This is a genomic window from Pseudomonas sp. MF6755 (genome assembly GCF_016405635.1).
GTDB classification, from domain to species: Bacteria; Pseudomonadota; Gammaproteobacteria; order Pseudomonadales; family Pseudomonadaceae; genus Aquipseudomonas; species Aquipseudomonas haemolytica.
The window spans coordinates 18,585-43,061 of the sequence record NZ_JAEKDA010000024.1; the positions used below are offsets into that span (position 1 = coordinate 18,585).

Genomic DNA, 24,477 nt, shown 5'->3' on the forward strand with positions numbered 1-24,477 from the left:
CCGACTCACTGTGCACGGCAGACCGCCGAGGCTGTTTCATAAAGTTTGTCTTCATCGGTTTCTGGCTCAGGGTTCAATTGAAACGAGCAGGCGGGTCCATCCCCACTGGAAATGCTCAAGACCTGCGGCTCGTCCAGGTTGTTCAGAAACACCATGCCTTCGCCCACTACGCTGGTCAGGAAGACATTGTTCTTGGCGAAAACCGCAGCACCTTGTGGTAAGGGCTGCCCTTGCTCGTCACGCACTTCAAGCAGCAGACGGCGCACCTTTATCACTTCAAATTCAACCGTATTGAAAGAGCCGCGCCCGACTGCAAGGGTCTTGGTACCGTTTTTCAAATCAATTCGGCTTGGCAGCGACTGGGTCTGCACTTCCACGCTGCTGCTCTGGTAGGGCGGCAGGCTGGCGATCACCGCTTGCCCGCCGGAATCCGTCCAAACCGGCCCCTGTGGGGTCGAAACCTTTGCAGACCGGACATCACCCACCGAAACAATGCCGAAGGTATCCTGGACGGCATAGGGCGAGAACGTCAGACCCTGCTCATGCGCCACCACCCCGCCCCGCAATTGGCTCGCATACCCTGTGCCCAACGAGTCGCGCCGCATACCCAACGAGAACTGTGTATAACGCGGCGTTACATTCACCCGCCCGTGAACAGACTGTTCCCGACTGGCTTGCTCACGTGCCATACCCACCTCATAGTTCACGGCATCGTTGACCCGCTCACTGAATGTGGTACCCAGCTCAACCCTGTCGTCCCGGCGACTGGCATAGGACCTGACACTGCGGCTCTCTCCGAACGCAACAGTGACCTCCAGCCGAACGGAAAGATCTTTACCGGGCTCTCGCCTGCGTTGCTCGCGCTCGTCTCGTCGAGCGCTACGTGCCCTGGAACCACCCACTCGGGAATCGGCAATCAACGCCACACGCGTGCCGCTGAAATCACGGTTCCACGCGGCAAACAAATGTTCGGCTGACTGCCCGTCAAACTGCGAGCCGTGAGAGTAATTAAGGGAAAAACCTCCCAGTTGCGGGTTCGCCCAACTCACCCCAAAGGTATATTGGTTTTTGAATCGGAAGTTCAGATCATCACGCCCCATCGACCGCCCGGCCTCAAGCAAGTCGCGATAACCCCTCGTACGGGTGGTAGCACTCGCACTCAGTTCGATATTGGCAGTCAGTGGGCTTCCCAAGGAAATCGCGCGCTGCGCCCCGCTGACATTCCCTATATTGTCGCGAGACAGGTTCTGGTTAACCGCGATCGATAGCCGCTGGAAAAAAATGCTACTCAGTGTTCCGCCCGCGGCGTGATAAGCATCAGTGCTCATCAAGCCGAACCCCAGCGACGAATCACGCCCTAAGCCCCAGGTTCCGCTTCCCATCGCGACTACCGGTGGCTCACCATCCTCCAGCTTGGCGCCCCGTACCTTGCCAAGTGAAAAGTGATAGCCGGGCTCTACCTGAAACGCGCCACGAAAAGACGCGGCTGGAACTGTGAACTTATGACTGCCGCCGCGCGTACCGACAACACTCACTTCAAGATCGCTGGTGCCATTTAGCAAAGCCAGGTCGGTGAACCTGAAAGGCCCCGCGGGCACCAGCGTCGTATGAATCAATACCCCGGCCTGGCGTACTTCGACCCGCGACGAGTCTTGTGCCAGACCTTCTACCACCACCGAGCTGCCAGCCCCTGCGGCGCGTGATCGACCGTCGGGAGAAAGTTGGAAACCAGAGAGCTGCAGGCCGCCGAATATCGGGTTATTAGTGGAGATCTGGCCGACCTGAAAGGTACTTTTCAGCGCTTCAAAGTCGCGCTGGGCATAGGCATTCACGTGCTCGCTGCGACTCTTGCCATTGTCGGACACATAGAACTGCCGACTGCGGATTACCCAGTTTCCCAGGTTGAACCCGGCCTCGGTATAGGCGGACACAGAGCGGGCAGAGTCATTGCGCGTACGCTCCCCGAACCCCTGCACGTCGTAATTGAACACGGCCGCCGTGCCACCCTGGGAAAAATTCCCGCCATCCCAATCTTGCTCGCGTACCGACTGAGTGGGTACAACCAGCGAGACCTCATCACTGCCGGGGCGCAGCTTGAGGATAGTCGCGGGATACTCACCCAAAAAATCATGGCACGCCTGACTGGGCGTGATGCCCTGGCGAACAATGCCACCAGGGATCCGCAAACCAGCCTTTTCCAGCAGTTGCGGGGTGAAACATAGCTGCCCATCGTAATCGAATCGCGCTTCCACAAGACCCAACGGGTTACCGTTGACCCGCAGCCCCACCACATGGACGCCCTCACGAAAACGCGCGGTACTTCTAAAAAAATCGGCAACCTTGGGGTCAATCCCGTGCGCGGACAATACCGCAAGGTCAAAGCCTTCTCCGAGGGGCTGGGAGTAGGCAGGTACACTGCAAAGTGTCGCAAGCCCGATGACAACCTTTGATCCGTACACTCGGGAAATCGATACCCACCTGGGTATCATGGGAGGGTGCCAGCTCCCCATATTGGTAGCCTTGCTCATAGGCTGGTCAACTCTCGTCGACAACGACCGGTGCCTTGTAGACCGGTGCCGAGTAGCCATAGACCGTCGCTGGCTGAATCTCGATGGCGTTGACCCCTCCCAGTACCCCATCGACCGTGGTGGAGAGGGCTTCACCTGGCAGGATGTATGTGCGCGGCAGCACACCTAATTGCCTCAACGGGAGTAGTTGCACCTCCAGCCCCATGCGTATCACATAGGCGCTGTTGTTATGCACCGTAAGGCGATTGCCCTGCAGCCTCCACTCAAGCAATGTCCAGGGCTCTTGATGCTTGGGTAAACCACGCGGATGCAGGATCAATGGCAGGTCCTGGCGAATGGTTATACCAATGCTCGAACGACCATCAGCGCGCGCTTGAGGGATTCCTTCAAACGTAATGCGTTTCAAACGCTGAGTCTTGAGCGGCTCCTTCAAGGTACTGATCAGGCGCACCAACTGCACTTCACCCGGCTCGACCCGCGCAATAGGGGGAGTCACGATTAGCAGCGGCGCTGGGTCCTCTGGAAGGTTGTGAATGACCGAGTGAAGTAAAGCTGCGCCGGCGTCGGTATTCCTGACGTTTATCGTCGCCTCGCCGTCTGCCTCATAAAGAATGACAACCGATGTTTCCGGCTCCATACCAGCAGCCATCACATTGCCCAGTAGTAAATAAGAAAGACTTACCCCACCGAGCACGGCAACAATCGCACTTAAAAGACAACGCATCGAGTTGCACCTACCCATAAATAAACATAAATAAACGTATAAAGCTCAGGCAGGCCCGAACAGCCCGCACGCCTTTACCTCACCAAGAGGCTGCGATGCGGGCTTTTTTACTGTTTTAGATTCGAGTGACGATTAACGTGGCCAACCCGTTCAAAGGGACATCGTTGCTCAGGTTCAACTCACTGCCACGATTGATGACAGCCTTGACTGCAAGCGTGGCTGTAATTGAGCTCACGAACGCGGGTGTCGCGGCCGTAGTACGGCTCCAGGAATGCTGATAAGGATGCTTGTCGATCCGACCGTTGCCGTTATATAGCCAAGCGCCAGACCCACTTGCCCTTCTAATCGGATACAAGGCGGTGCCTTGGCTGCTCAGGGTTGAGAACCTGACGGAATAGCCACCCGTACGTTTGCCTGCAACCAGGCCCAGGCCAAAGTTCTGGCTTTCGACAAACCCTGTGCCGAGAATGCCGGTCACCGTGCTGCTCGGCTGCAAATCAGTGACAGACAGCGCCATCTGCGCAGCCGTTGAGCCGCAGTTTACCGTGAGCGGCAGCGTTTTCTCCGGCAATGGGTAATAAGCGTTCGGCGGTATGCTCGACGCGCTGATTGGGCCGTAGTTGACCTCACCACCGGTTGCACCAAGGTGCACTGTGCACGCTGCTGGCTTAATGGTGCCGATGACCCTCAGGTTGGCCGAGTTTCCCGTATCGGCATTTACGCCAAGGGATGCCGCCGAGCAAACAAGCCCCATTGTCAAACCCGCTATCTTCTTCATATTTGACTCGCCAATAAAAGTTATTGGGCGCTCTTTACTCTCGCCATGGCAATTCCATCGCCCACCGGCTCATCGTCCTGAACATACCTGACCATAAATAAATAACACCACGGCAGAATTGCCGAGTGACAGTCTGTACCTTTCAGACTTAACAAAAATATAAGACAACACCTGCGTTACTGTCGGAACGATAAATAATAACCGCCCCCTTAGTTTCCATTACGGGTAGTCCTAAACTAAATAACCAATAAAACATCGATCTTCACGGCGTAGGTTTTATCTTAATTCATGCTCGAAACAATCAACGTTAAAACCACCTACAGTTCTCTACATGCGCTCGACGAAAATATAAGAAGCCGCCCTATAGCTCCCCTACAAATTCCTATAGACAGCTTCAGAGAAAATCCTGAAGCACAACGCGTTGGCTCCAGCGGTCGATCGTGGCACGATGGTGAGGTTATCGACCGAGACTCCCAAACCATGCCGCAATCCCAAGCCAAGAATCTGTCCTTGATCGCCGCCATCGACCTGGGCTCCAACAGCTTTCACATGGTCGTGGCCAAGGCCCAGAACGGCGAGATCCGCATCCTTGAGCGGCTCGGCGAGAAAGTGCAACTGGCTGCCGGGATCGACGACGAGCGCAAGCTCAATGAAGAATCCATGCAGCGCGGGCTCGATTGCCTCAAGCGCTTTGCGCAACTGATCAACGGCATGCCCCCTGGTGCTGTACGTATCGTCGGCACCAACGCACTACGTGAAGCCCGAAACCGCAACGAGTTCATCCATCGCGCCGAGGAAATCCTCGGGCATCCGGTTGAAGTCATCTCGGGCCGTGAAGAGGCCCGCCTGATCTACCTCGGTGTGTCCCACACCCTGGCCGATACGCCTGGCAAGCGCCTGGTGGCGGACATCGGCGGCGGCAGTACCGAGTTCATCATCGGCCAGCGCTTTGAACCACTGCTGCGTGAAAGTCTGCAGATGGGGTGCGTGAGTTTCACCCAACGTTATTTCAAGGACGGCAAGATCACGCCAGCGCGCTATGCCCAGGCCTACACGGCAGCGCGGCTGGAGATCATGAGCATCGAACACGCCCTGCACCGCCTGACCTGGGATGAGGCCATCGGCTCATCCGGCACCATCCGCGCCATCGGCCTGGCCTTGAAGGCTGGCGGCCATGGCACTGGCGAGGTGAACGCTGAAGGCCTGGCGTGGCTCAAGCGCAAGCTGTTCAAGCTGGGGGATGCGGAAAAAATCGACTTCGAAGGCATCAAGCCCGATCGTCGCGCCATCTTCCCTGCAGGCCTGGCGATACTCGAAGCCATCTTCGACGCACTCGAACTGCAACGCATGGACCACTGTGACGGCGCCCTGCGTGAAGGTGTGCTCTACGACCTGCTGGGCCGTCACCACCACGAAGACGTGCGTGAGCGAACCCTCAGCTCGCTGATGGAGCGTTACCACGTCGACCTGGAACAAGCAGCCCGTGTGGAGCGCAAAGCCTTGCACGCCTTCGACCAGGTGGCCGCGGACTGGGACCTGGAAGACGGCGTCTGGCGTGAGTTGCTGGGTTGGGCAGCCAAGGTGCATGAAGTGGGCCTGGACATCGCCCACTACCATTACCACAAGCATGGCGCGTACCTGATCGAGCACTCGGACCTGGCCGGTTTCTCCCGGGAAGACCAGCAGATGCTCGCGTTGCTGGTACGCGGCCATCGTCGCAATATCCCCAAGGACAAGTTTGCCGAGTTCGGCAAAGACGGCATCAAGCTGATTCGCCTCTGTGCGTTGTTGCGCTTTGCGATCCTGTTCCACCACATCCGTGGTACCCAGGAAATGCCTCAGGTAAAACTGCACGCCGATGGCGACAGCCTGGACGTGGTATTCCCGAAAGGCTGGCTGGATGAAAACCAGTTGACCCAGGCGGACTTCGCCCAGGAAGCGGAATGGCTGACGCGGGTGGGGTTTAGCCTGAATCTGCGCTGAGGCGATCTAACCAACACCAAAATACAAATGTGGGAGCGGGCTTGCTCGCGAATGCGGTGGATCAGTCAATGCATCTGGTGACTGATACTCCGCATTCGCGAGCAAGCCCGCTCCCACAGGGTTGCGCGCGAGCCTGGTTTAATTCACCGTCAGAATCGGGCTACCCAACTTCTCCAGCAACGTTGCCTGTGCACTGCGCGGGTTCTGGTTACCGGTCGGCGTGTTACGCACGTAGCGGCCGTCCGATTGCAGGCTCCAGCTGTGGGTGTTGTCGGTGAGGTAGCTTTCCAGCTCCTTCTTGACCCGCATGATCAGCTTCTTGCCTTCCACCGGGAAGCAGGTCTCCACACGCTTGTCGAGGTTGCGCTCCATCCAGTCGGCGCTGGAGAGGAACATCTGCTCTTCGCCACCGTTGAGGAAGTAGAACACTCGGGTGTGCTCAAGGAAGCGGCCGATGATCGAGCGCACGTGGATGTTGTGCGACACCCCGACAATGCCCGGGCGCAGGCAGCACATGCCACGCACCACCAGGTCGATGCGCACGCCGGACTGGCTGGCCTTGTACAGCGCGCGGATGATCTTCGGATCGGTCAACGAGTTGAACTTGGCGATGATGTGCGCCGGCTTGCCGTCTAGAGCGAACTGAGTCTCGCGGGCAATCATGTCGAGCATGCCCTTCTTGAGGGTGAACGGCGCATGCAGCAGCTTCTTCATACGCAACGTCTTGCCCATGCCGATCAACTGGCTGAACAACTTGCCGACGTCTTCGCACAATGCGTCGTCGGACGTCAGCAGGCTGTAGTCGGTGTAGAGCTTGGCGTTGCCGGCGTGGTAGTTGCCCGTACCCAAGTGGGCGTAGCGCACGATCTCCCCGGCCTCGCGGCGCAGGATCAGCATCATCTTGGCGTGGGTCTTGAACCCGACCACGCCGTAGATCACCACCGCACCGGCCGCTTGCAGGCGGCTGGCCAGTTGCAGGTTGGACTCTTCGTCAAAACGCGCGCGCAGCTCGATCACTGCGGTCACTTCCTTGCCGTTACGCGCAGCATCCACCAGCGCATCGACGATTTCCGAGTTGGCGCCACTGCGGTACAGAGTCTGGCGCACGGCCAGTACGTGCGGGTCCTTGGCGGCCTGGCGCAGCAGGTCGACCACCGGGGTGAACGACTCGAACGGGTGCAGCAGCAGAATGTCCTGCTTGCTCACCACGCTGAAGATGTTCTCGCTGTTTTGCAGCAGTTTCGGAATCTGCGGGGTGAACGGCTTGTATTGCAGCTCCGGGTGGCTGTCCAGGCCGGTGATGCTGAAGAGGCGCGTCAGGTTCACCGGGCCATTGACCTGGTACAGCTCGGACTCGGCCAGGTTGAACTGCTTGAGCAGGTAGTCCGACAGATGTTTCGGGCAGGTATCCGCCACTTCCAGGCGTACAGCGTCGCCATACCGCCGCGAGAACAGCTCGCCACGCAGGGCGCGGGCCAAGTCTTCGACGTCTTCGGAGTCCAGCGCCAGATCGGCGTTACGGGTCAGACGGAACTGGTAGCAGCCCTTGACCTTCATGCCCTGGAACAGGTCATCCGCGTGGGCGTGGATCATCGACGACAGGAATACATAATTGTCGCCAGCGCCCCCAACCTCTTCCGGTACCTTGATGATCCGTGGCAGCAGGCGCGGTGCCGGGATGATCGCCAGGCCCGAGTCGCGACCAAAGGCGTCGATACCTTCGAGCTCAACGATAAAGTTGAGGCTCTTGTTCACCAGCAAGGGGAACGGGTGCGTCGGGTCGAGGCCGATGGGAGTGATGATCGGGGAAATCTCGTCACGGAAGTAACGGCGCACCCAAGTCTTGATCTTGGTGGTCCAGTGTCGACGACGAATGAAGCGAACCTGATGTTTTTCCAGTTCCGGCAGCAGAATGTCGTTGAGGATCGCGTACTGGCGGTCCACATGGCCGTGCACCAGTTCACTGATGCGCGCCAGGGCCTGGTGCGGTTGCAGGCCGTCGGCACCGGCTTGTTCACGGGCGAAGGTGATCTGCTTCTTGAGGCCGGCGACACGGATCTCGAAGAACTCATCCAGGTTGCTGGAGAAGATCAGCAGGAACTTCAGGCGCTCCAGCAACGGGTAGGACTCATCCAGCGCCTGCTCCAGCACGCGGATGTTGAATTGCAGTTGTGACAACTCGCGGTGGATGTACAGGCTGCTGTCATCCAGGTTGGTGACCACGACCACCGGCGCCGGCGCAGGTGCTTCGGCAACCACCGCAGGCGGGGCAGGCTCCAGTTCCGGCGGGGTCTCGGCGACTTGTTCAACCACCGGGTGAGCGTCTTTTACGGCAACTTCTGAGAGTCCTTCGGTATTCATCGAGTGTTCCTGTGAGGGCTATTGTTGCTCTCTAAGCAATTGGGCAGCGCGGGCGGCGAAGTAGGTCAGGATGCCATCAGCGCCGGCACGTTTAAAGGCAGTCAGGGATTCGAGGATCACCCCTTCACTCAACCAACCATTCTGGATCGCCGCCATGTGCATGGCGTATTCACCGCTGACCTGATAGACAAAGGTCGGCACTTTGAATTCCTCTTTGACCCGGTAAAGGATGTCCAAATAGGGCATCCCAGGCTTGACCATCACCATGTCGGCGCCTTCGGCCAGGTCGGCCGCCACTTCGTGCAGGGCTTCGTGGCTGTTGGCAGGGTCCATCTGGTACGAGGCTTTGTTGGCCTTGCCCAGGTTCAATGCCGAGCCCACCGCATCGCGGAATGGGCCGTAATAGGCGCTGGCGTACTTGGCCGAGTAGGCCATGATCCGCACATTGACATGACCGGCCAGCTCAAGGGCTTCGCGAATCGCCTGGATGCGACCGTCCATCATGTCCGACGGGGCAACCACCTGGGCGCCCGCCGCAGCGTGGGACAACGCCTGCTTGACCAGGGCATCGACGGTGATGTCGTTCTGAACATAGCCGTCTTCGTCAAGAATGCCATCCTGGCCGTGGGTGGTGAACGGATCCAGTGCCACGTCGGTGATCACTCCCAGCTCCGGGAAACGCTCGCGCAGGGCACGGGTGGCGCGCTGGGCGATCCCTTGGGGGTTCCAGGCTTCGGCGGCATCGAGGGACTTGAGTTCCGACGGAGTCACCGGGAACAACGCCAGTGCCGGGATCCCCAGCTCTACCCAATTCGCCGCCTCGATCAGCAACTGATCAATGGTCAAGCGCTCCACACCCGGCATCGACGCCACCGCTTCGCGACGGTTTTCACCGTCGAGCACGAATACCGGCAGGATCAGATCATTCGTCGTCAGTACATTTTCACGTACCAGACGACGAGAAAAATCATCACGGCGATTGCGACGCAGGCGGGTGGCGGGGAACAGGCGATTGGCAGGGGTAAAGCTCACGACAGACTCCTGAGCCCGGGTTTACGGGCGAGCGTTGCAGTTATAAGCGGCCATTATGACGAAGGAATGACAGTTGTGCTTATCGACGCGACCTGTAGTCGCATTCGTCATTTACGTAGGAATTGTTCACTTCGTGACACATCTCGATACTTTCATGAATCTTCGTGAAGGCGTAGGCTGCGCGTTCATTTCGCCAGCACCCTAGACCATGCTTCAACAATTTCTGCATGACTTCGGCTACTTTGCCCTCTTCCTCGGCACGTTCTTCGAAGGCGAGACCATCCTCGTGCTCGCAGGCTTCCTGGCGTTTCGTGGCTATATGGATATCAACCTGGTGGTGGTCGTTGCCTTTTTTGGCAGCTACGCCGGCGACCAGCTCTGGTACTACATGGGGCGCAAGCACGGCCGCAAGCTGCTGGCGCGCAAGCCGCGCTGGCAATTGATGGGCGACAAGGCACTGGAGCATATCCGCAAGCATCCGGATATCTGGGTACTGAGCTTCCGGTTCGTCTACGGCTTGCGCACGGTGATGCCCGTGGCGATCGGCCTGTCCGGCTACCCGCCGATGCGTTACCTGATCCTCAACGGTATCGGTGCGGCGATCTGGGCCGCTGCGTTGGGGGCTGCGGCCTACCACTTCGGCGCGGTACTGGAAGGCATGCTCGGCAGCGTCAAGAAATACGAATTGTGGGTGCTGGGCGCGTTGCTGGTGCTGGGCTTGGGCCTGTGGTTGCGACGCCGCTTCAAGAATGCCCGTATCGCCCGCGAGGCGTGTGCCGAGGCCAAGGCTCGACTTGCCGCCGAACCAGCCCCGGTCGAACCACCTAAGACACCAATCGAGTAAGCCGGCTTCTGCAACAGTAGAGGCCGATCACGCTGAGCAGGCTGTAGCTCGCCAGGGCCAGCCAGCCCAGGTTGCTGGCGGGCCACAGCCCGACCAACGGCGCCAGCCATACCAACGGCACGTTCAGCGCCAGGCGCGCCAGCTCCGCCTTCAACCCCCACGGGCGATTCTCCAGCGCCACCCCCAAGGTAAACAGGCCCAGCGCCATCGCTCCCCAGCCGACGACCAGCGCCGCCATGGGCAGCCTCTCGCCGAAATTCATCAAGTAGCTACCCAACCCTACGTAAGCCGCAAATTGCAAAGCGATGTACAGCTGTTGCCGCGTATCCAACGGTACCTCGAATTTGCGGAACTGGCTCAGGTCCGGCTTGGCCATCGGGTACTTGGCTTTGACGTCCGCCGGGCGCCAGCCGGTGCGCATGAACCAGATGCGCAACTTGTCCCATCTGCTTTCAGTGCGCCTGGCGTCACTCCATAACTGCGCATAAAACTGCAGGTTGGCCCACAGCGGGTTCCAACTGGCCAGGGGCGTGGTCACACCGAAGATCACCGGCTCGTTGTCGTCTTCCTCTTGGAAAGTACCGAACAGCCGGTCCCAAATAATGAACACCCCGCCGTAGTTGCGATCCATGTAGAGAGCGTTCTGTGCATGGTGGGCCCGATGATTGGAAGGCGTGACGAAGAACCACTCGAACCAGCCAAGCTTGGGCACGTGGCGGGTATGTACCCAGAATTGATACAGCAGGTTGAGCGACGCCACGCTGATAAACACCACCAGCGGCACGCCGACCACGGCCAGGGGCAGGTAGAAGATCCAGCTCAGCAGGAAACCGGTGCTGGTCTGGCGCAAGGCGGTGGTGAGGTTGTACTCCTCACTCTGGTGGTGCACAGAGTGTGCGGCCCAGAGAATATTGCGCTCATGCCCCATACGATGCAGCCAGTAGTAGCAGAAGTCATAGAACACGAAGGCGAACATCCAGGTCCAGGCACTCTGGGCCGACAACTGGATCAGTGCCAAGTGCTTGAGGGCGAATGCGTAGGTCAGCAAGCCCACACCCTTGGTCAGCAACCCGGTAGTGGTGGACAGCACGCCGGTGCTGAGACTGTTGATGGCATCTGCCACCCGATAGTTGCGTGCGCCGCGCCAACGGTCGGCCAGCAGTTCAACCACGATCAGGGCGATGAAAAACGGTACCGCGTAAGGCACGAAGTCCATGGGCTAGTCCGGTCTATTTTTGTTACATCAAGATTAGGTGCAGCGACGTGAGATCCCATTGGCAACAGGTTACAAATTAGTAGACATTTAACGCCATGAATCAGGAGAAATGCCCATGAGCAAAAAAATTGCAGTGATCCTTTCCGGCTGTGGCGTGTACGACGGCGCAGAAATCCATGAAAGCGTGATCACCCTGTTGCGCCTGGACCAGCGCGGCGCTCAAGTCGAATGCTTTGCACCGAATATCCCGCAGTTGCATGTGATCAACCACCTCACGGGCGAGGAAATGCCTGAATCGCGCAACGTACTGGTGGAGTCGGCGCGTATCGCCCGCGGTGCAGTGAAGGACATCAGCGAGGCCAACGCAGCCGACTTCGATGCGCTGATCGTGCCCGGCGGGTTTGGGGCGGCGAAGAACCTGTCGAACTTCGCTGTGGAAGGCGCCGGTTGCAGCGTCAACCCGCAAGTCCTTGAACTGGCCGAAGCATTTGCCGAAGCCGGCAAGCCGATAGGGCTGATCTGCATCTCACCGGCCCTGGCCGCGAAGATCTACGGCCCTGGCGTGACCTGCACCATCGGCAATGATGCCGACACAGCGGCAGCCTTGGACAAGATGGGCGCCACCCACCACGAATGCGCGGTGGACGATATCGTCGAGGACAAGGCGCGCAAACTGGTAAGTACGCCGGCGTATATGCTCGGCAAAAACATCAGTGAGGTCGCTTCAGGCATCAACAAGCTGGTGGATCGGGTGCTTGAACTGACTCACGAAAATGACTGACACCCTCTTTCTGTAGGAGCGAGCTAGCTCGCTCCTACAGAGGCTTCATCAAGCGGGTCAGCAGGCGATCCAACGAGTTGGCAAACGCCTGCTTGTCCTTTTCCCCATGGGGCGGTGGCCCGCCGCCCATCTGGCCTTGCTCACGCAGATCGGTGAACAGGTTACGCACCGCCAAGCGCTCGCTCATGTTCGCCGGGCTGAACTCCTTACCCCTTGGGTCAAGGGCCGTGACGCCCTTCTTCACCAGCCGGTCGGCCAGCGGCACGTCGCTGCAAATCACCAGTTCGCCGGGCACGGCGTGCTCAACCAGGTAATCATCGGCCGCATCCGGGCCGCTGGGCACCACGATCAGTTTCACACAGGAAAAGCTCGGCTTGATCTGGCTCTGCCCGGCCACCAGCACCACCTCGAACTGACGCTTGAGGGCGAACTTCACCACTTGGTCCTTGGCCGCCCGAGGGCAGGCATCAGCGTCGATCCACACCCGCATGTTATGCCGCCACCCGACGTTTTTCAGCCAGCCGGCTACGACCGTACAGCACCACAATTGCCAGGATCGCCACAGCTTGCGCACCCAACGAGTACGCATCGGCGTGGATACCCAGCCAGTCGAAGTCAAAGAATGCCACTGGCCGTGTACCGAAGATGCCCGCTTCCTGCAATGCCTTGACACCGTGCCCGGCAAACACCACCGACAGCGCACACAGCAACGCGGCGTTGATGCCGAAGAACAGCGCCAGCGGCAGCTTCGCCGAACCGCGCAGGATCACCCAGGCCAAACCCACCAGCAACACCAGCGCCGTGGCGCCACCCGCCAATACCGCGTTATGCCCGGCTGGGCCGGCTTGCAGCCATAGGGTTTCGTAGAACAGGATCACTTCGAACAGTTCGCGGTACACCGAGAAGAACGCCAGCACCGCAAAACCGAAACGTCCACCGCCGCCCACCAGGCTGCTCTTGATGTAGTCCTGCCAGGCGGCCGCGTGGCGCCGGTCGTGCATCCAGACACCGAGCCACAACACCATCACGCTGGCGAACAACGCTGTGCAGCCTTCAAGCAATTCTCGCTGGGCGCCGCTGACGTCAATCACATACGCCGCCAGGGCCCAGGTGGCCAAGCCGGCCAACAGCGCCAAGCCCCAGCCGACATTGACGCTACGCACCGCCGATTGCTGGCCGGTGTTACGCAGGAAGGCGAGGATCGCCGCCAGCACCAGAATCGCTTCCAGACCTTCGCGCAGCAGGATCAGCAAACCGGAGATATAGCTCAACGACCAGCTCAGGCCATCGCCGCCCAGCAAGCCGGCAGATTCGGTGAGTTTGCCCTTGGCTACGTCCAGGCGCTGCTGCACCTGCTCGATAGGCAGGCCGTCCTGCAACGATTGCCGGTAAGCCATCAGGGCTTTCTCGGTGTCTTTACGCACATTGGCGTCGACGTTATCCAGGGAGCTTTCCACCAACTCGAAACCTTCCAGGTAAGCGGCGACCGACAGGTCGTAGGCCTGCTCGTGGTCGCCGTTGCGGAAGGCGGCAAGGCTCTTGTCCAGGGTGGCGGCGGTGTAGTCGAGCAACTGCGCCGGGCCACGCTGGACCTGCGGTGGCTGCGCACGTTGGGCGCGGAAAGTTGCGGCAGCAGCCGGGCCGTCGGCGGCGAGCACTTCATTGGGGGTTTGGCGTGCCAGGTCGGCGAGATTGAACGCCCGTTCGCTTTTGGCGGCAGCCGGGTCGGCGGTGAAACCGGCGATGTAGGTTGCCAAGTCCCAGCGCTGGCGGTCGTCCAGTTGATCGGCGAATGACGGCATATCCGTGCCTTCGACACCCAGCCCAAGGGTGTTGTAGATCGCATACAGGCTTAAGCGGTCCAGGCGGGCAGCATCGCGCAGGTTAGCGGGTGGCGGTGTGAGGCCCACTCCCGCAGGGCCATCACCGGCGCCGGCATTACCGTGACAGACCGAACAGTGCTGGGCGTAGAGCGGCGCGCCGCGTGTAGGGTCTGGCGTGATGGCAGGCGCCTGGCTGACTTCATACGCCACGGCCAGTTTGGCGCCCAACTGACGGGCCTGGCGGGCTACGCTCGCGCCGTCCTGGTGGGCACTGACCGCTGCCAGCAATTCATCAACACCCGTTACCAGCTCGGCGCGCTCGGGCTTATCCGGCAAATCAGCCACCAAGCCTTGCAACACCCCGAGAAACTCCACTTGCTCACGGTATTCCGAGTCGTCCACCACCTTGCCCGCCTCTACCGTCGGTGGGTAGTCGGCGCCAATATAATCCAGCAAATGCAGGGCTTGTGGCGCGCCCTCGGCGGTCGCGGCCAACAGATTGAAGCTGCACGACATCAACGCCGGCAACACCAGCCAGGCGAGAAAGCGGAAAGGGGCAGTCATGAATGAATCTCAAGTGGAAATACGAAGTAACACTATTGTTGAGCTTTAACGGGTTCGACTCAAGGTGTTATTTCATATCACCACAAAACCAATGTGGGAGGGGGCTTGCTCCCGATAGAGTGTGTCAGCCAAAAATTTCTAAGCTGATACACCGCCATCGGGAGCAAGCCCCCTCCCACATTTTGATTTGGTTTCTTCAGTTATGCCGTAGCGCGGTGCAGGCTGGCGAGGAAGCCCGCCGCACCTACGAACAACCCTGCAAAGGTTCGGTTTACGCGTTTCTGCTGTTTAGGCGTACGCAACAGGCGCAAGACTTTCGACGCCAACCCTGTGTACCCCGCCATCACGATCATATCGACGCTGATCATGGTCGCACCGAGGATCAGGTACTGAATCAACAGCGGGGCCTGCGGGTTCACGAACTGCGGCAGCACCGCCAGCATGAACACCAAGGCCTTGGGGTTGCTGGCGTTGACCAGGAAGCCCCGGAACATCATCGCCATCGGCTTGCCGATCGGACGCACGGCGGCGTCATCGGTCATGTCCATGGGCAAGGCACGCCATTGCTTGATGGCCAGGTACACCAGGTAGGCCACGCCAAACCATTTGATCGCATAGAACGCGGTAGACGATGCCGCCAGAATAGCGCCCAAGCCCCCCGCCACTACGGCAATCTGCATCGCCAGGCCCAATTGCAGGCCGATGGCGTTCCAGTAGCCACGCACAAAACCATATTGCAGGCCGCTGGACATCGAGGCGATGGCACCGGCGCCAGGGGAAAGGGAAATGATCCAACTGGCCAGGAAAAAGGCCAGCCATGTATCGAGAGCCATTGCGCACCTCAGAAGGGAGTCAGCGGTTGTGCCTTAAGCTAACGCCACCGACCAAAGGCTGGCTATAGATTTTTACAAGATAAACGCTAGCGGTCGCCCGGAAACACGTGGGTCCCTGGCCAACGCCGCACCGAACGCTGGAAGAACATACTGTTAGGCACCTGCACCATCGCGCTACTGGTGCCGGCTTCCTCGACTTCGATCAACGTGGTGTAGAGCAGGTTGATCGCCACGACCCGGCCCTTCACGCCGGGTTTGTCGACGGTGTCCACCAGTTCGACGATATCGCCAAGGCGAAACGGCCCGACAGTGAAGATCAGGATCGCGCACAACAGGTTGGACAGCACCGACCACATGGCAAAGAACGCCACTGCCGCCACCGCGACAAACCCTGACAGTGCCGTCCACAACACCGTGGCGGACACCCCCAGGCGACCCAGCACAAAGATCAGCGCACTGCCCATGATCAGCCAGCGCAAGCCGCCGCGCAGGGGCATCAGCAATTGCGGCGGGAACGGGTAGCGCTCACCCAGGCGAGTCAGGCCCTTGGCGACGAAGCGCTGGGCCAGGTAGCCGGCCAGCAGGATCAGCAGGATTTGCACGCCGATCCATACGGGCTCGACCCATTGCGCCGGTACGGGCAGTTGCAACGCTTCCATCAGGACAGCGCCTCCAGCTCCGCTTGCAGGGTTTCGAGCAGCTCGAGGGCCTCCATCCAGGTTTCCTCCAATTGCCCTTCGCACACCTTGAGCTTAGCCTGTTCGGCCAGCAGGTCACGCAGCTCATCCTTGCGCGCCGCCTCGTACACCGCGCTGTCACCCAGGCTGGTTTCGATCTTGGCCAGGCGCTCGTGCACCTTGCCCAGCTCGGCTTCCAGCTTGTCGGCTTCTCGCTTGTGTGGCGCCAACTGTTGGCGCAACGCGGCGGCTGCCTGGCGCTGGGCTTTCTTGTCGGTCTTGTCCGGGTTGACCGGGGTGTTGCTGGCCGGCGCATTGCGCAGACGGTAATCCGTCAGCCAGCGCGCGTAGTCATCCAGGTCGCCATCGAACTCTTCGACTTTGCCGTCGGCTACCAGCAGGAAGTTATCAGTGGTGCTCTTGAGCAAGTGGCGATCGTGAGACACCACCAATACCGCACCGCTGAATTCCTGCAGGGCCATGGTCAGCGCCAGGCGCATTTCCAGGTCCAGGTGGTTGGTCGGTTCGTCGAGCAACAGCAGGTTCGGCCGGTCCCAGGCGATCAGGGCCAGGGCCAGTCGGGCTTTTTCACCGCCGGAAAAATTCAGCACTGGCTCGTCGATGCGCGCACCACGGAAGTCGAAACCGCCGAGGAAGTCGCGCAAGGTCTGCTCACGTTCGGTCGGCGCCAGGCGTTGCAGGTGCAACAACGGGCTGGCCTTGGAATCGAGCGAGTCCAATTGGTGTTGGGCGAAGTAACCCACCACCGTGTTCTCGCCACGGGTCAGGCGACCCGACAGAGGTTCAAGTTCGCCCGAGAGGTTCTTGATCAGGGTCGACTTGCCTGCGCCGTTCGGGCCGAGCAAACCGATGCGCGCCCCCGGCGTCAGCTGCAGCTTGACCTTCTCCAGGATGGTTTTGTCGCCGTAGCCCAGGCGGGCATCCGAGAGGTCCAGCAACGGGCTGGAGATTTTCACCGACTCGCGGAATACAAAATCGAACGGCGAATCGACGTGGGCCGCCGACAGCTCTTCCATGCGCTCCAGGGCCTTGATCCGGCTCTGGGCCTGGCGGGCCTTGGTGGCTTGGGCCTTGAACCGGGCGATGTAGCTTTCCATGTGCGCACGTTGCGCCTGTTGCTTCTCGTAGGCCTGTTGCTGCTGGGCCAGGCGCTCGGCGCGGGCGCGTTCGAACGCGGTATAGCCACCACGGTAGAGGGTGATTTTCTTCTGTTCGACGTGGGCGATGTTATCGACCACGGCGTCGAGGAAATCCCGATCGTGGGAAATCAACAGCAAGGTACCCTGGTAATTCTTGAGGAAGTCTTCCAGCCACAGGATCGCGTCGAGGTCCAAGTGGTTGGTCGGTTCGTCGAGCAGCAGCAAATCCGAGGGGCACATCAATGCCTGCGCCAGGTTCAGGCGCATGCGCCAGCCACCGGAGAAGTCGGCGACCGGGCGGTCCATTTGTTCGTTGGTAAAACCAAGGCCGGCAAGCATCTTGCGGGCGCGGGCGTCGGCGGTGTAGCCGTCGGCACTGTCCAGCTCGGCGTGCAGGCGGGCCTGGGCGGCACCGTCCTGGGTTTTTTCGGCTTCGGCGAGATCGTGTTGCACCTGGCGCAGGCGCAGGTCGCCATCGAGCACGTAGTCGATCGCGATGCGGTCCAGGGTGTCGATCTCTTGGCGCATATGGGCGATGCGCCAGTCGGCCGGCAGCAGGCAGTCCCCGGAATCCGGGGTCAGCTCACCCAGCAACAAGGCGAACAACGTGGATTTGCCGGCGCCGTTGGCACCGATCAGGCCGGCTTTGTGACCGGCGTGCAGGGTCAGCTCGGCGTCTTCAAGAAGACGTTGCGGGCCACGCTGTAATGTTAGGCTTTGAAGTCGGATCATAATGGCGGCGGAGTCTACCAGCTTCGTTGGCCGCTGGCTTGGGTGTGAATATGTGCGCTGACCTGTGGAGCTTTGCCCTCTCGACTTACGCCCGCCCGGGTGTAGAGGCCGCTTGCCTGCGCTTGCAGGAACAAGGGGAGGATGTGTGCCTGCTGCTGTGTGGTGCGTGGCTGGAGCGACGAGGTGTGGCGCATACGCCCGAACGTATGCAGGCATTGCAACAGATTGCCCACCCGTGGCAGGTACAGGTTGTCGAACCGTTGCGACTGGTGCGCGTGCAATGGCGAGGCATGGCACAGCAGGATGCGCAATTGGCATCGCTACGGGAAAGGGTCAAAACCCTGGAGCTGGAGGCCGAGCGGACACTGCTGACGCGCTTGGAAGCACAGGCGCAGGCATGGCCGATCAATGAGGTCGTGGGTCAAAACGAATGGCTTGAAGGCCTGGCGACCGAAGCCGCCAACCTGGACCGCGACGCGCTGCAGCAGCTGCGCGTCGTGGTCACCAACACTTAGGAAGCGCTGGTTGGGGTGGTGCTTGGCGCTACCGGTGCAGGGGTGCTGTTGGCCGGTGCGGATGGAGCGGTGGATGCTGCCGGGGTGGTAGCAGGTGCTGCTGGAGTGGCGGGTTTGGCGGCTGGTTTCGCAGCAGCAGGTTTGGCAGCTGGCTTCACGGCTGGTTTCGCAGCAGCAGGCTTGGCAGCTGGCTTCACGGCTGGCTTCGCAGCAGCAGTTTTAGCGGCTGGCTTGGCGGCTGGTTTCGCAGCAGCAGGTTTGGCAGCTGGCTTCACGGCTGGCTTCGCGGCAGCAGTTTTAGCGGCTGGCTTGGCGGCTGGTTTCGCAGCAGCAGGCTTGGCAGCTGGCTTCACGGCTGGCTTCGCAGCAGCAGTTTTAGCGGCTGGCTTGGCGGCCGGTTTTGCAGCAGCGGTTTTAGCAGCTGGCTTGGCGGCTGGTTTCGCAGCAGCGGTTTTAGCGGCTGGCTTGGCGGCTGGTTTCGCAGCAGCAGTTTTAGCAACTGGCTTGGCGGCTGGTTTCGCGGCAGCGGTTTTAGCGGCTGGCTTGGCGGCTGGTTTCGCAGCAGCAGTTTTAGCAACTGGCTTGGCGGCTGGTTTCGCGGCAGCAGTTCTAGCAGCTGGCTTGGCGGCTGGTTTCGCGGCAGCAGTTCTAGCAGTTGGCTTGGCGGCTGGTTTCGCGGCAGCAGTTCTAGCAGCTGGCTTGGCGGCTGGTTTCGCAACAGCGGTTTTAGCCGTTGGCTTGGCGGCTGGTTTCGCAGCAGCGGTTTTAGCCGTTGGCTTGGCTGCAACTTTTGCAGGAGTGCGAGCACCCAGCGCTTTAGCTACGGCTTCCTTCACACGACCAACACCCTGCGCCAGCTTCAGGCTTTCTTGCGCGTCTTTTTTGAGTTGGGAAATGTAGCTGCGGGTTTCAGCTTGACGATCCTTGAGGGCATCCAGCAGGTCCTCAAGTTCTTTGACAGCGCCCTTGGCTTTGGCTTGCGCCTTGGACTTGCCGGCAGTAGCGGCGTCTTGCAGTTTGGTGCGGGATTTATGCAGTTTCTCTTGCGCTTTACCGCGTTGTTTTTCCAGTTTGGCGAGCAGTTTTTCTGCATCGGCCAAGGCTTGGGAACACGCGCTTTCCAGATGTTCGAGCAGGCTGCCCGAAAGTTGTTGGAGTAAGTGCAACGGGGTATTTACAGGCTTCTGTTTGGCCGACATGGTTTACCTCCTGGCTGACGTGGGTGCGGCTCATACTAGCCCTCTGCTCTTACCGCCGCTAGGGCATGTTGACAGTATCGTTCGCCTTGCGTTGCACCGTACGGAAATTCTTATCGATATAACGAAAAACCGCGGCACTTTTCATCCACTCACACTGGCATAATCCGTCGCACTTTCGCCGGGAGAATGCCTATGTCGCGTTACCTTTTTCTAGTGCTTGGCTTGGCGATCTGCGTGGCCGATGCGAGCGAGCAAGCGTCGTCAAAAACCACCGTCGCGGACTCGCACGATCTCGCTTATAGCCTGGGCGCAAGCCTTGGCGAACGGTTGCGCCAGGAAGTCCCCGACCTACAGATCCAGGCTCTAGTCGATGGCCTCAAGCAAGCCTACCAAGGCAAGCCGCTGGCACTGGATGACGCACGCATCGAACAAATCCTCGCCCAGCATGAAGCGCAGAACGCCGCTGACGCCCAAGTGCCTCAAAGCGAAAAAGCCCTCGCCGCCGAACAGCAATTTCTGACCCAGGAAAAAGCCGCCAGGGGTGTTCGCGAGTTGTCAGATGGAATCCTGCTCACCGAGTTGGCACCGGGCACTGGCACCAAGCCGTTGGCCAGCGATGAGGTACAGGTGAAATACGTGGGGCGACTGCCCGATGGGACCGTCTTCGACAAAAGTACGCAGCCACAGTGGTTCCGCCTGGACAGCGTGATCAGCGGCTGGAGCAGTGCATTGCAACAGATGTCGGTGGGTGCGAAATGGCGCCTGGTGATTCCTTCGGCCCAGGCCTATGGCGCGGACGGCGCGGGTGAGTTGATCCCGCCTTATACGCCGCTGGTGTTCGAGATCGAACTGCTCGGCACTCGCCACTGACCCATAAAAAACGGTGCGACATGCGCACCGTTTTTGTCTGGCTACCAAGGTTCAGGCCTGAGTAACTCCCTCTTCCTTATGGGCGTTGTGCAGCACTTCAATCAAGCAGTCTTCCAGTTCGAACCGCTCGTGCAACAGCGCTCCCAACTCTTTGAATTTTTCTGCAACACAGTTTCCTGCATCACACAGGTCAGTGAACGCCAGCAGCTTTTCAGTAATCACATCAATGCGCGGGTAAAGTGTCTCGGCCAGCTCCAGACCTCGCTGATCATCGAAAGCTTCCGCCTCCTTGGTCAGTTGCTCGTAGACACCGAAATGGCCGGCAGACACATAGTCCACCAACACCTCACAGAACTCCTGCAACGGCTCGCGATTCTCAGCCAATGCTTCGGGCTTGGCACCGAGAGCATCAAAGGCCCGAACCAGTTCGTGACGTGCCTTCAACCAGCTATCGATCAGCTTGTGCACCCCACCCCAGCGTTCCTGAGCATTCTGACAACTTTCCAGCATGATGATCTCTCTTCCCTATAGGGGCGCTGCCGCTCTGTACCTGCGCAACACTTCGAGGATAAAGCAGCAGCCGGACAAGGCCGCGTCTGACAAATGGTTTGGATAACGCGTGCGGGCCAGATTATGCCCGCATGACTGTGGCTTCAAGGTACGCAGGAGAGAATGTTCATACAAGTGTTTAATCCACTCCTACAGCCTGAGTCCTGTTTTCACGGCCTTGCGAGGCGCAAAGGCCTACTGAGCAACAACCGTGAAAATTGCATGGCGCCCAGGATCAACATAGCCACGAAGAACAACAAGCTCCACTCCGGAAGGCTCAGTTCAAATAGCGTCCACTTGATTTCGACGCAATCGACAGTGCCGTTGAACACAGATTGCGCTGCCTGCCAGAACGACAGGTTTTCAATCATGTATTGCAGGCTGGGCCAGCATTCTGAGACCTGGCCTGACGGCATATTCTGCAACAACACTTGGCGCCCAGCGGTAATGGCGCCGAGCAGCGCACAAGTCATGCTCGCCAGACCATACAAGCAAAGGCCGGAACGCCCGGGATTATGAAAGGCGGCAATCAGGTTGATCAGCGCAAAGGCGGCGAGGAACAGGCGTTGCACCTGGCATAGAAAGCAAGGCTGTAGCAGCGCGCCGTATTCCAGATAAAAGGACGCGCCCAACGTCAGCGCACCAGCCATGAACGCCAGGAAAAACAAGGAGCGTAAAGGGGCCAAAGACATTGTTTATCCGCACTGCAAGAGATAGGTCGCTACGGTAGAGGAAAGGCCCGACCTCTTTCAATACGCCTTGGAGCAGACAATTCCTCGAAAACATACGGACATCCCGCCAGGCTCCGGAGGAAATCCAATTACATCAAGTAGGAATTAGTAACAAGGCCACTTAAGCCAAGCATTTGCAGGGGCTGAAGGATAGGGTGTCAGAACGGTCCGAGCCAATCCATTCACCCTTTCCTACTTCAGACTCGCGCGGGCACTGGCAACGGCGAGGACAGCAGACGATTGTCGAGCAACCCCAGGCCTTCCTGAAACAGCTGGTTGCTGCGTTCAGTGTCGCCCAACTGGGCCAGCAGACGAGCCAATTCGGCACAGGCTTCAGGATTGCGCTGTACTTGCAGGCTGCTTTCCAGATAGTCCCGCGCCTTGCCCCACAGACTGTTTTGCAGGCACAGGCGGCCCAGCGTCAACAGCAGACTGGCATCACCTGGATGGTCCTTGGTCCAGCCTTCGGCAAATTTCAATTGGCGCGCCGGATCACTGCCCCGCAGCAGGCCGTAAAGCCGAATAAGGTGGCTGTCGTAACCGCGCTTGAGCGCACCACGCAATACTTCCTCGGCCTTGACTTCAGCGCCCAGGCGCCGCAATTGGTCGGCATAAGCCAGCACCAATTGCGGCTGCTGGCGCTGGGCAGAAGTCAATTGCTCCCAGGCCCGTTCCAGAGACTGCAAACCGGCTTCACCCTGCTCTTCGCGCTGGGCGGCCAGGCTCAGGTTTTCACCCCAGGCGCGACGCTCCAGCTCGGCCAGCTCGCTGGCGGGCAAGACTTTGTCCTTGCGCAACTCAGGCAGCAGGCGAATCACGGACGACCAATCGCCCCGCTGCTGATGCAGGCGCTGCAGTTGTCGCAGCACCTGCGCATTATGAGGGTGACGCTCGTGCATCGTTTGAAGAGTGACCAAGGCGCCCTCAGTATCGCCGCGATCCATCTGCAATTGCGCATGGCTCAGAGCAACAGCCAATTCGGCCTGCGGCTGGCGCTCCAGGGCGCGCTCCAGCAAGCCGTCGGACTCTTCGTAACGGCCCTGCTCATTAGCCGCACGAGCAGCACCGATGTAATACAGCAGTGGCTGGCGCTCCGCTTCTGCGGCGCGATGCAAGTGTCGCTCAGCGCTCGCCCAGCGGCCCTCGGCGAGGTCCATCTGGCCTTGCTCGATGGCAATTTGCACGCGGCGGCTGCGGTTGCGTCGCGACCACGGATTGACCACGCCACCGGAAGTGGTCACCAGCATCAATAACGCGCGAATCAGGTAGATTCCCAGGCCGATGGCAAACACCGCTACCAACGTGGCCCACAGGCTTGATTCGTAATGAAGTAAATGAGGGTAGGTAATCAGCACGTAGCCGGTATGTTTCGAAATGCCCACGCCCAATGCCAGGGCGACCGCTATCGCCAGTACCAGGATCACATAGAAACGCTTCATCAGCTCTACTCCTGGGTCGCCGGTTTGCCAGCCGAGGCCTTGGCTTCGTCGGCAGACAGATGACGACGTTCAAGGTATGCCTGCACAGCGGCCAGGCTCGCAGCCAGATCAGGCGTCACCACCGACACGGCCTTGGGCTCGAGCTCAGCGATACGCGCCAGCATTGCCTTGCTCTGCGGGTTGTCCTGGTTGAAGTTGCTCTGCAACACGCTGCGCGCTTCCCCCAGCGAGCGGCTGTACACCGCCGACTCGCCGTTAAGCGCGGCCCACTGCGCCTGCTCCAGCGCCAGGCTCAGGGCCAGCCGTACTTGGTTCAAGCCCTGGCCCGCCAACAATGGGCGGATGTTGTCATCCGGGTTGAAGTCGATGCGGAAATAACGGGAGATCTGTTCCCACCACTGGCTCAACCGGTTCTCCGTGTCGCCGGTAGGCCGCCCTTGGGAAGCAGGCTCGGTGAGTTGATACTCGGGCGCAATCGCCGCCAGTTGCACGACCTGGTCACGCAAGGCCGCCAGTTGCAGGTACAGGCCAGTACGATCCGGTTGTTCGGTGCTGCGTAGCGCGGCCAGGCTCTTGGCCAGTTGCTCGCGCGCCGCGAATGCACCAGGGTCGCTCTGCTCGCGAAGAATCTCGTCGGCACCCTGCACCAGCGACTGGGCGCTGTTGATATCTTGCAAGGCGGACAAACGCAAGCTGGCCAGACGGATCAGATGCTCGGCCTCGGCCAGGCGCCAGTCCTTGCGGCTGGCACCCAGCACCGTTTCCAGACGTTGGTTCAAACGCTGCTGGTCACCCTGAAGCTGGGCGACTAGGCGGCGGCGCTCCTCCAACTCGTCCGCTCCCGGCAACTGTGCCAGGCGGGCCGCCAACTGTTGCTGGCTTTGCTTGAGGCTCTGGGACTGGTCATCCAGGGTCTGCACCTGGCCCAACTGCTGCTGGCTGCTGGCTTGCAGGGCGCGGACCTGCCAGATCCCCCAGCCGCCAGCGGCAACGCCCGCAGCACCCAGCAGCAAGGCGACGATTGCCAGGCCATTGCCACGGCGTGGTGCACTGACCGGTGTCTCGACCGGCGCAACAAGCGCGGGCTGAGCTTCATCTTTAGGCAAGGCTGTTTCGCTCACGTATCCGTCCTTTGCGT

At 59.8% G+C, this 24,477-nt stretch carries 21 protein-coding genes; 5 read left to right on the forward strand and 16 right to left on the reverse strand.

Going from position 1 to position 24,477, the window contains the following annotated elements:
* Positions 1 to 5 precede the first annotated feature (5 nt).
* The 3 genes from JFT66_RS26250 to JFT66_RS26260 all read right to left on the reverse strand — a co-directional run bounded on the left by JFT66_RS26250 (position 6) and on the right by JFT66_RS26260 (position 4,030).
* The gene (locus JFT66_RS26250) at positions 6 to 2,489 is read right to left on the reverse strand and encodes a fimbria/pilus outer membrane usher protein (protein ID WP_198860464.1); all 2,484 of its coding nucleotides are present in this window, start codon (positions 2,487 to 2,489) and stop codon (positions 6 to 8) included.
* 46 nt (positions 2,490 to 2,535) lie between these two features.
* Entirely contained in the window at positions 2,536 to 3,252 is a 717-nt protein-coding gene (locus JFT66_RS26255) for a fimbria/pilus chaperone family protein (protein WP_080752856.1), read from the reverse strand.
* Between the two features lie 115 nt (positions 3,253 to 3,367).
* Positions 3,368 to 4,030 carry a DUF1120 domain-containing protein gene (locus tag JFT66_RS26260; RefSeq protein WP_034116355.1) on the reverse strand — a complete coding sequence of 221 codons (663 nt, stop codon included), beginning with the start codon at positions 4,028 to 4,030 and terminating at the stop codon, positions 3,368 to 3,370.
* A gap of 480 nt (positions 4,031 to 4,510) precedes the next feature.
* Here JFT66_RS26260 and ppx point away from each other — a divergent pair, with 480 nt between their 5' ends.
* Entirely contained in the window at positions 4,511 to 6,013 is a 1,503-nt protein-coding gene (gene ppx / locus JFT66_RS26265; protein ID WP_034116356.1) for an exopolyphosphatase, read from the forward strand.
* A 138-nt stretch (positions 6,014 to 6,151) separates the two neighbouring features.
* Here ppx and ppk1 read toward each other — a convergent pair whose 3' ends face one another.
* On the reverse strand, positions 6,152 to 8,374 hold the full coding sequence (gene ppk1, locus JFT66_RS26270) for a polyphosphate kinase 1 (RefSeq protein WP_034116357.1): 2,223 nt from the start codon (positions 8,372 to 8,374) through the stop codon (positions 6,152 to 6,154).
* Between the two features lie 18 nt (positions 8,375 to 8,392).
* On the reverse strand, positions 8,393 to 9,406 hold the full coding sequence (gene hemB, locus JFT66_RS26275; RefSeq protein WP_034116358.1) for a porphobilinogen synthase: 1,014 nt from the start codon (positions 9,404 to 9,406) through the stop codon (positions 8,393 to 8,395).
* Between the two features lie 208 nt (positions 9,407 to 9,614).
* Between hemB and JFT66_RS26280 the strand changes: the two genes are divergently transcribed.
* Positions 9,615 to 10,250 (forward strand): DedA family protein, encoded by a 636-nt coding sequence (locus JFT66_RS26280; RefSeq protein ID WP_034116359.1) that lies wholly within the window; start codon positions 9,615 to 9,617, stop codon positions 10,248 to 10,250.
* Here the strand turns inward: JFT66_RS26280 and JFT66_RS26285 are convergent.
* Positions 10,231 to 11,466, reverse strand: a complete 1,236-nt coding sequence (locus JFT66_RS26285) for a sterol desaturase family protein (protein WP_198860435.1) — start codon at positions 11,464 to 11,466, stop codon at positions 10,231 to 10,233. The two genes, JFT66_RS26280 and JFT66_RS26285, sit on opposite strands and share 20 nt — an antisense overlap.
* A gap of 115 nt (positions 11,467 to 11,581) precedes the next feature.
* Between JFT66_RS26285 and elbB the strand changes: the two genes are divergently transcribed.
* Positions 11,582 to 12,247: an isoprenoid biosynthesis glyoxalase ElbB gene (gene elbB / locus JFT66_RS26290; protein WP_034116361.1), complete on the forward strand. Its 666-nt coding sequence runs from the start codon at positions 11,582 to 11,584 to the stop codon at positions 12,245 to 12,247.
* A 34-nt stretch (positions 12,248 to 12,281) separates the two neighbouring features.
* Here the strand turns inward: elbB and JFT66_RS26295 are convergent, their stop codons facing one another.
* From JFT66_RS26295 to JFT66_RS26315, 5 genes are all read right to left on the reverse strand, one after another.
* Entirely contained in the window at positions 12,282 to 12,737 is a 456-nt protein-coding gene (locus JFT66_RS26295) for a YaiI/YqxD family protein (RefSeq protein WP_034116362.1), read from the reverse strand.
* A 1-nt stretch (position 12,738) separates the two neighbouring features.
* On the reverse strand, positions 12,739 to 14,634 hold the full coding sequence (locus tag JFT66_RS26300) for an FTR1 family protein (RefSeq protein WP_034116363.1): 1,896 nt from the start codon (positions 14,632 to 14,634) through the stop codon (positions 12,739 to 12,741).
* Positions 14,635 to 14,834: 200 nt separating this feature from the next.
* Positions 14,835 to 15,467 (reverse strand): LysE family transporter, encoded by a 633-nt coding sequence (locus JFT66_RS26305; protein WP_005792425.1) that lies wholly within the window; start codon positions 15,465 to 15,467, stop codon positions 14,835 to 14,837.
* 86 nt (positions 15,468 to 15,553) lie between these two features.
* Positions 15,554 to 16,126, reverse strand: coding sequence for a mechanosensitive ion channel family protein (locus JFT66_RS26310; protein WP_153837383.1), 573 nt, complete (start codon positions 16,124 to 16,126; stop codon positions 15,554 to 15,556).
* Positions 16,126 to 18,036, reverse strand: coding sequence for an ATP-binding cassette domain-containing protein (locus tag JFT66_RS26315; RefSeq protein WP_198860436.1), 1,911 nt, complete (start codon positions 18,034 to 18,036; stop codon positions 16,126 to 16,128). Before JFT66_RS26315 ends, JFT66_RS26310 begins: the two co-directional genes overlap by 1 nt.
* Before the next feature lie 50 nt (positions 18,037 to 18,086).
* Between JFT66_RS26315 and JFT66_RS26320 the strand changes: the two genes are divergently transcribed.
* Positions 18,087 to 18,551 carry a TIGR02444 family protein gene (locus tag JFT66_RS26320; RefSeq protein WP_198860437.1) on the forward strand — a complete coding sequence of 155 codons (465 nt, stop codon included), beginning with the start codon at positions 18,087 to 18,089 and terminating at the stop codon, positions 18,549 to 18,551.
* Here JFT66_RS26320 and JFT66_RS26325 read toward each other — a convergent pair.
* Entirely contained in the window at positions 18,548 to 19,750 is a 1,203-nt protein-coding gene (locus tag JFT66_RS26325) for an AlgP family protein (protein WP_198860438.1), read from the reverse strand. The genes JFT66_RS26320 and JFT66_RS26325 overlap by 4 nt on opposite strands.
* Positions 19,751 to 19,942: 192 nt before the next feature.
* Between JFT66_RS26325 and JFT66_RS26330 the strand changes: the two genes are divergently transcribed.
* The gene (locus JFT66_RS26330; RefSeq protein ID WP_198860439.1) at positions 19,943 to 20,620 is read left to right on the forward strand and encodes an FKBP-type peptidyl-prolyl cis-trans isomerase; all 678 of its coding nucleotides are present in this window, start codon (positions 19,943 to 19,945) and stop codon (positions 20,618 to 20,620) included.
* Positions 20,621 to 20,671: 51 nt separating this feature from the next.
* Here JFT66_RS26330 and JFT66_RS26335 read toward each other — a convergent pair whose 3' ends face one another.
* The 4 genes from JFT66_RS26335 to JFT66_RS29955 all read right to left on the reverse strand — a co-directional run bounded on the left by JFT66_RS26335 (position 20,672) and on the right by JFT66_RS29955 (position 24,460).
* The gene (locus JFT66_RS26335) at positions 20,672 to 21,130 is read right to left on the reverse strand and encodes an Rsd/AlgQ family anti-sigma factor (RefSeq protein WP_034116368.1); all 459 of its coding nucleotides are present in this window, start codon (positions 21,128 to 21,130) and stop codon (positions 20,672 to 20,674) included.
* A 209-nt stretch (positions 21,131 to 21,339) separates the two neighbouring features.
* Positions 21,340 to 21,861, reverse strand: coding sequence for a disulfide bond formation protein B (locus JFT66_RS26340; RefSeq protein ID WP_153837380.1), 522 nt, complete (start codon positions 21,859 to 21,861; stop codon positions 21,340 to 21,342).
* Positions 21,862 to 22,097: 236 nt separating this feature from the next.
* Positions 22,098 to 23,339: a heme biosynthesis protein HemY gene (locus JFT66_RS26345; protein WP_198860440.1), complete on the reverse strand. Its 1,242-nt coding sequence runs from the start codon at positions 23,337 to 23,339 to the stop codon at positions 22,098 to 22,100.
* A gap of 5 nt (positions 23,340 to 23,344) precedes the next feature.
* Complete coding sequence (locus JFT66_RS29955; RefSeq protein ID WP_034116371.1) at positions 23,345 to 24,460, reverse strand: uroporphyrinogen-III C-methyltransferase; 1,116 nt, start codon at positions 24,458 to 24,460, stop codon at positions 23,345 to 23,347.
* Positions 24,461 to 24,477 lie beyond the last annotated feature (17 nt).

Coding starts and splice junctions, on each gene's coding strand:
- JFT66_RS26250 (WP_198860464.1), bottom strand. CDS start 2,489: ATGATACCCAGGTGGGTATCGATTTCCCGAGTGTACGGATCAAAGGTT.
- JFT66_RS26255 (WP_080752856.1), bottom strand. CDS start 3,252: ATGCGTTGTCTTTTAAGTGCGATTGTTGCCGTGCTCGGTGGGGTAAGT.
- JFT66_RS26260 (WP_034116355.1), bottom strand. CDS start 4,030: ATGAAGAAGATAGCGGGTTTGACAATGGGGCTTGTTTGCTCGGCGGCA.
- ppx (WP_034116356.1), top strand. CDS start 4,511: ATGCCGCAATCCCAAGCCAAGAATCTGTCCTTGATCGCCGCCATCGAC.
- ppk1 (WP_034116357.1), bottom strand. CDS start 8,374: ATGAATACCGAAGGACTCTCAGAAGTTGCCGTAAAAGACGCTCACCCG.
- JFT66_RS26280 (WP_034116359.1), top strand. CDS start 9,615: ATGCTTCAACAATTTCTGCATGACTTCGGCTACTTTGCCCTCTTCCTC.
- JFT66_RS26285 (WP_198860435.1), bottom strand. CDS start 11,466: ATGGACTTCGTGCCTTACGCGGTACCGTTTTTCATCGCCCTGATCGTG.
- elbB (WP_034116361.1), top strand. CDS start 11,582: ATGAGCAAAAAAATTGCAGTGATCCTTTCCGGCTGTGGCGTGTACGAC.
- JFT66_RS26295 (WP_034116362.1), bottom strand. CDS start 12,737: ATGCGGGTGTGGATCGACGCTGATGCCTGCCCTCGGGCGGCCAAGGAC.
- JFT66_RS26300 (WP_034116363.1), bottom strand. CDS start 14,634: ATGACTGCCCCTTTCCGCTTTCTCGCCTGGCTGGTGTTGCCGGCGTTG.
- JFT66_RS26305 (WP_005792425.1), bottom strand. CDS start 15,467: ATGGCTCTCGATACATGGCTGGCCTTTTTCCTGGCCAGTTGGATCATT.
- JFT66_RS26310 (WP_153837383.1), bottom strand. CDS start 16,126: ATGGAAGCGTTGCAACTGCCCGTACCGGCGCAATGGGTCGAGCCCGTA.
- JFT66_RS26315 (WP_198860436.1), bottom strand. CDS start 18,036: ATGATCCGACTTCAAAGCCTAACATTACAGCGTGGCCCGCAACGTCTT.
- JFT66_RS26320 (WP_198860437.1), top strand. CDS start 18,087: ATGTGCGCTGACCTGTGGAGCTTTGCCCTCTCGACTTACGCCCGCCCG.
- JFT66_RS26325 (WP_198860438.1), bottom strand. CDS start 19,750: ATGTCGGCCAAACAGAAGCCTGTAAATACCCCGTTGCACTTACTCCAA.
- JFT66_RS26330 (WP_198860439.1), top strand. CDS start 19,943: ATGTCGCGTTACCTTTTTCTAGTGCTTGGCTTGGCGATCTGCGTGGCC.
- JFT66_RS26335 (WP_034116368.1), bottom strand. CDS start 21,130: ATGCTGGAAAGTTGTCAGAATGCTCAGGAACGCTGGGGTGGGGTGCAC.
- JFT66_RS26340 (WP_153837380.1), bottom strand. CDS start 21,861: ATGTCTTTGGCCCCTTTACGCTCCTTGTTTTTCCTGGCGTTCATGGCT.
- JFT66_RS26345 (WP_198860440.1), bottom strand. CDS start 23,339: ATGAAGCGTTTCTATGTGATCCTGGTACTGGCGATAGCGGTCGCCCTG.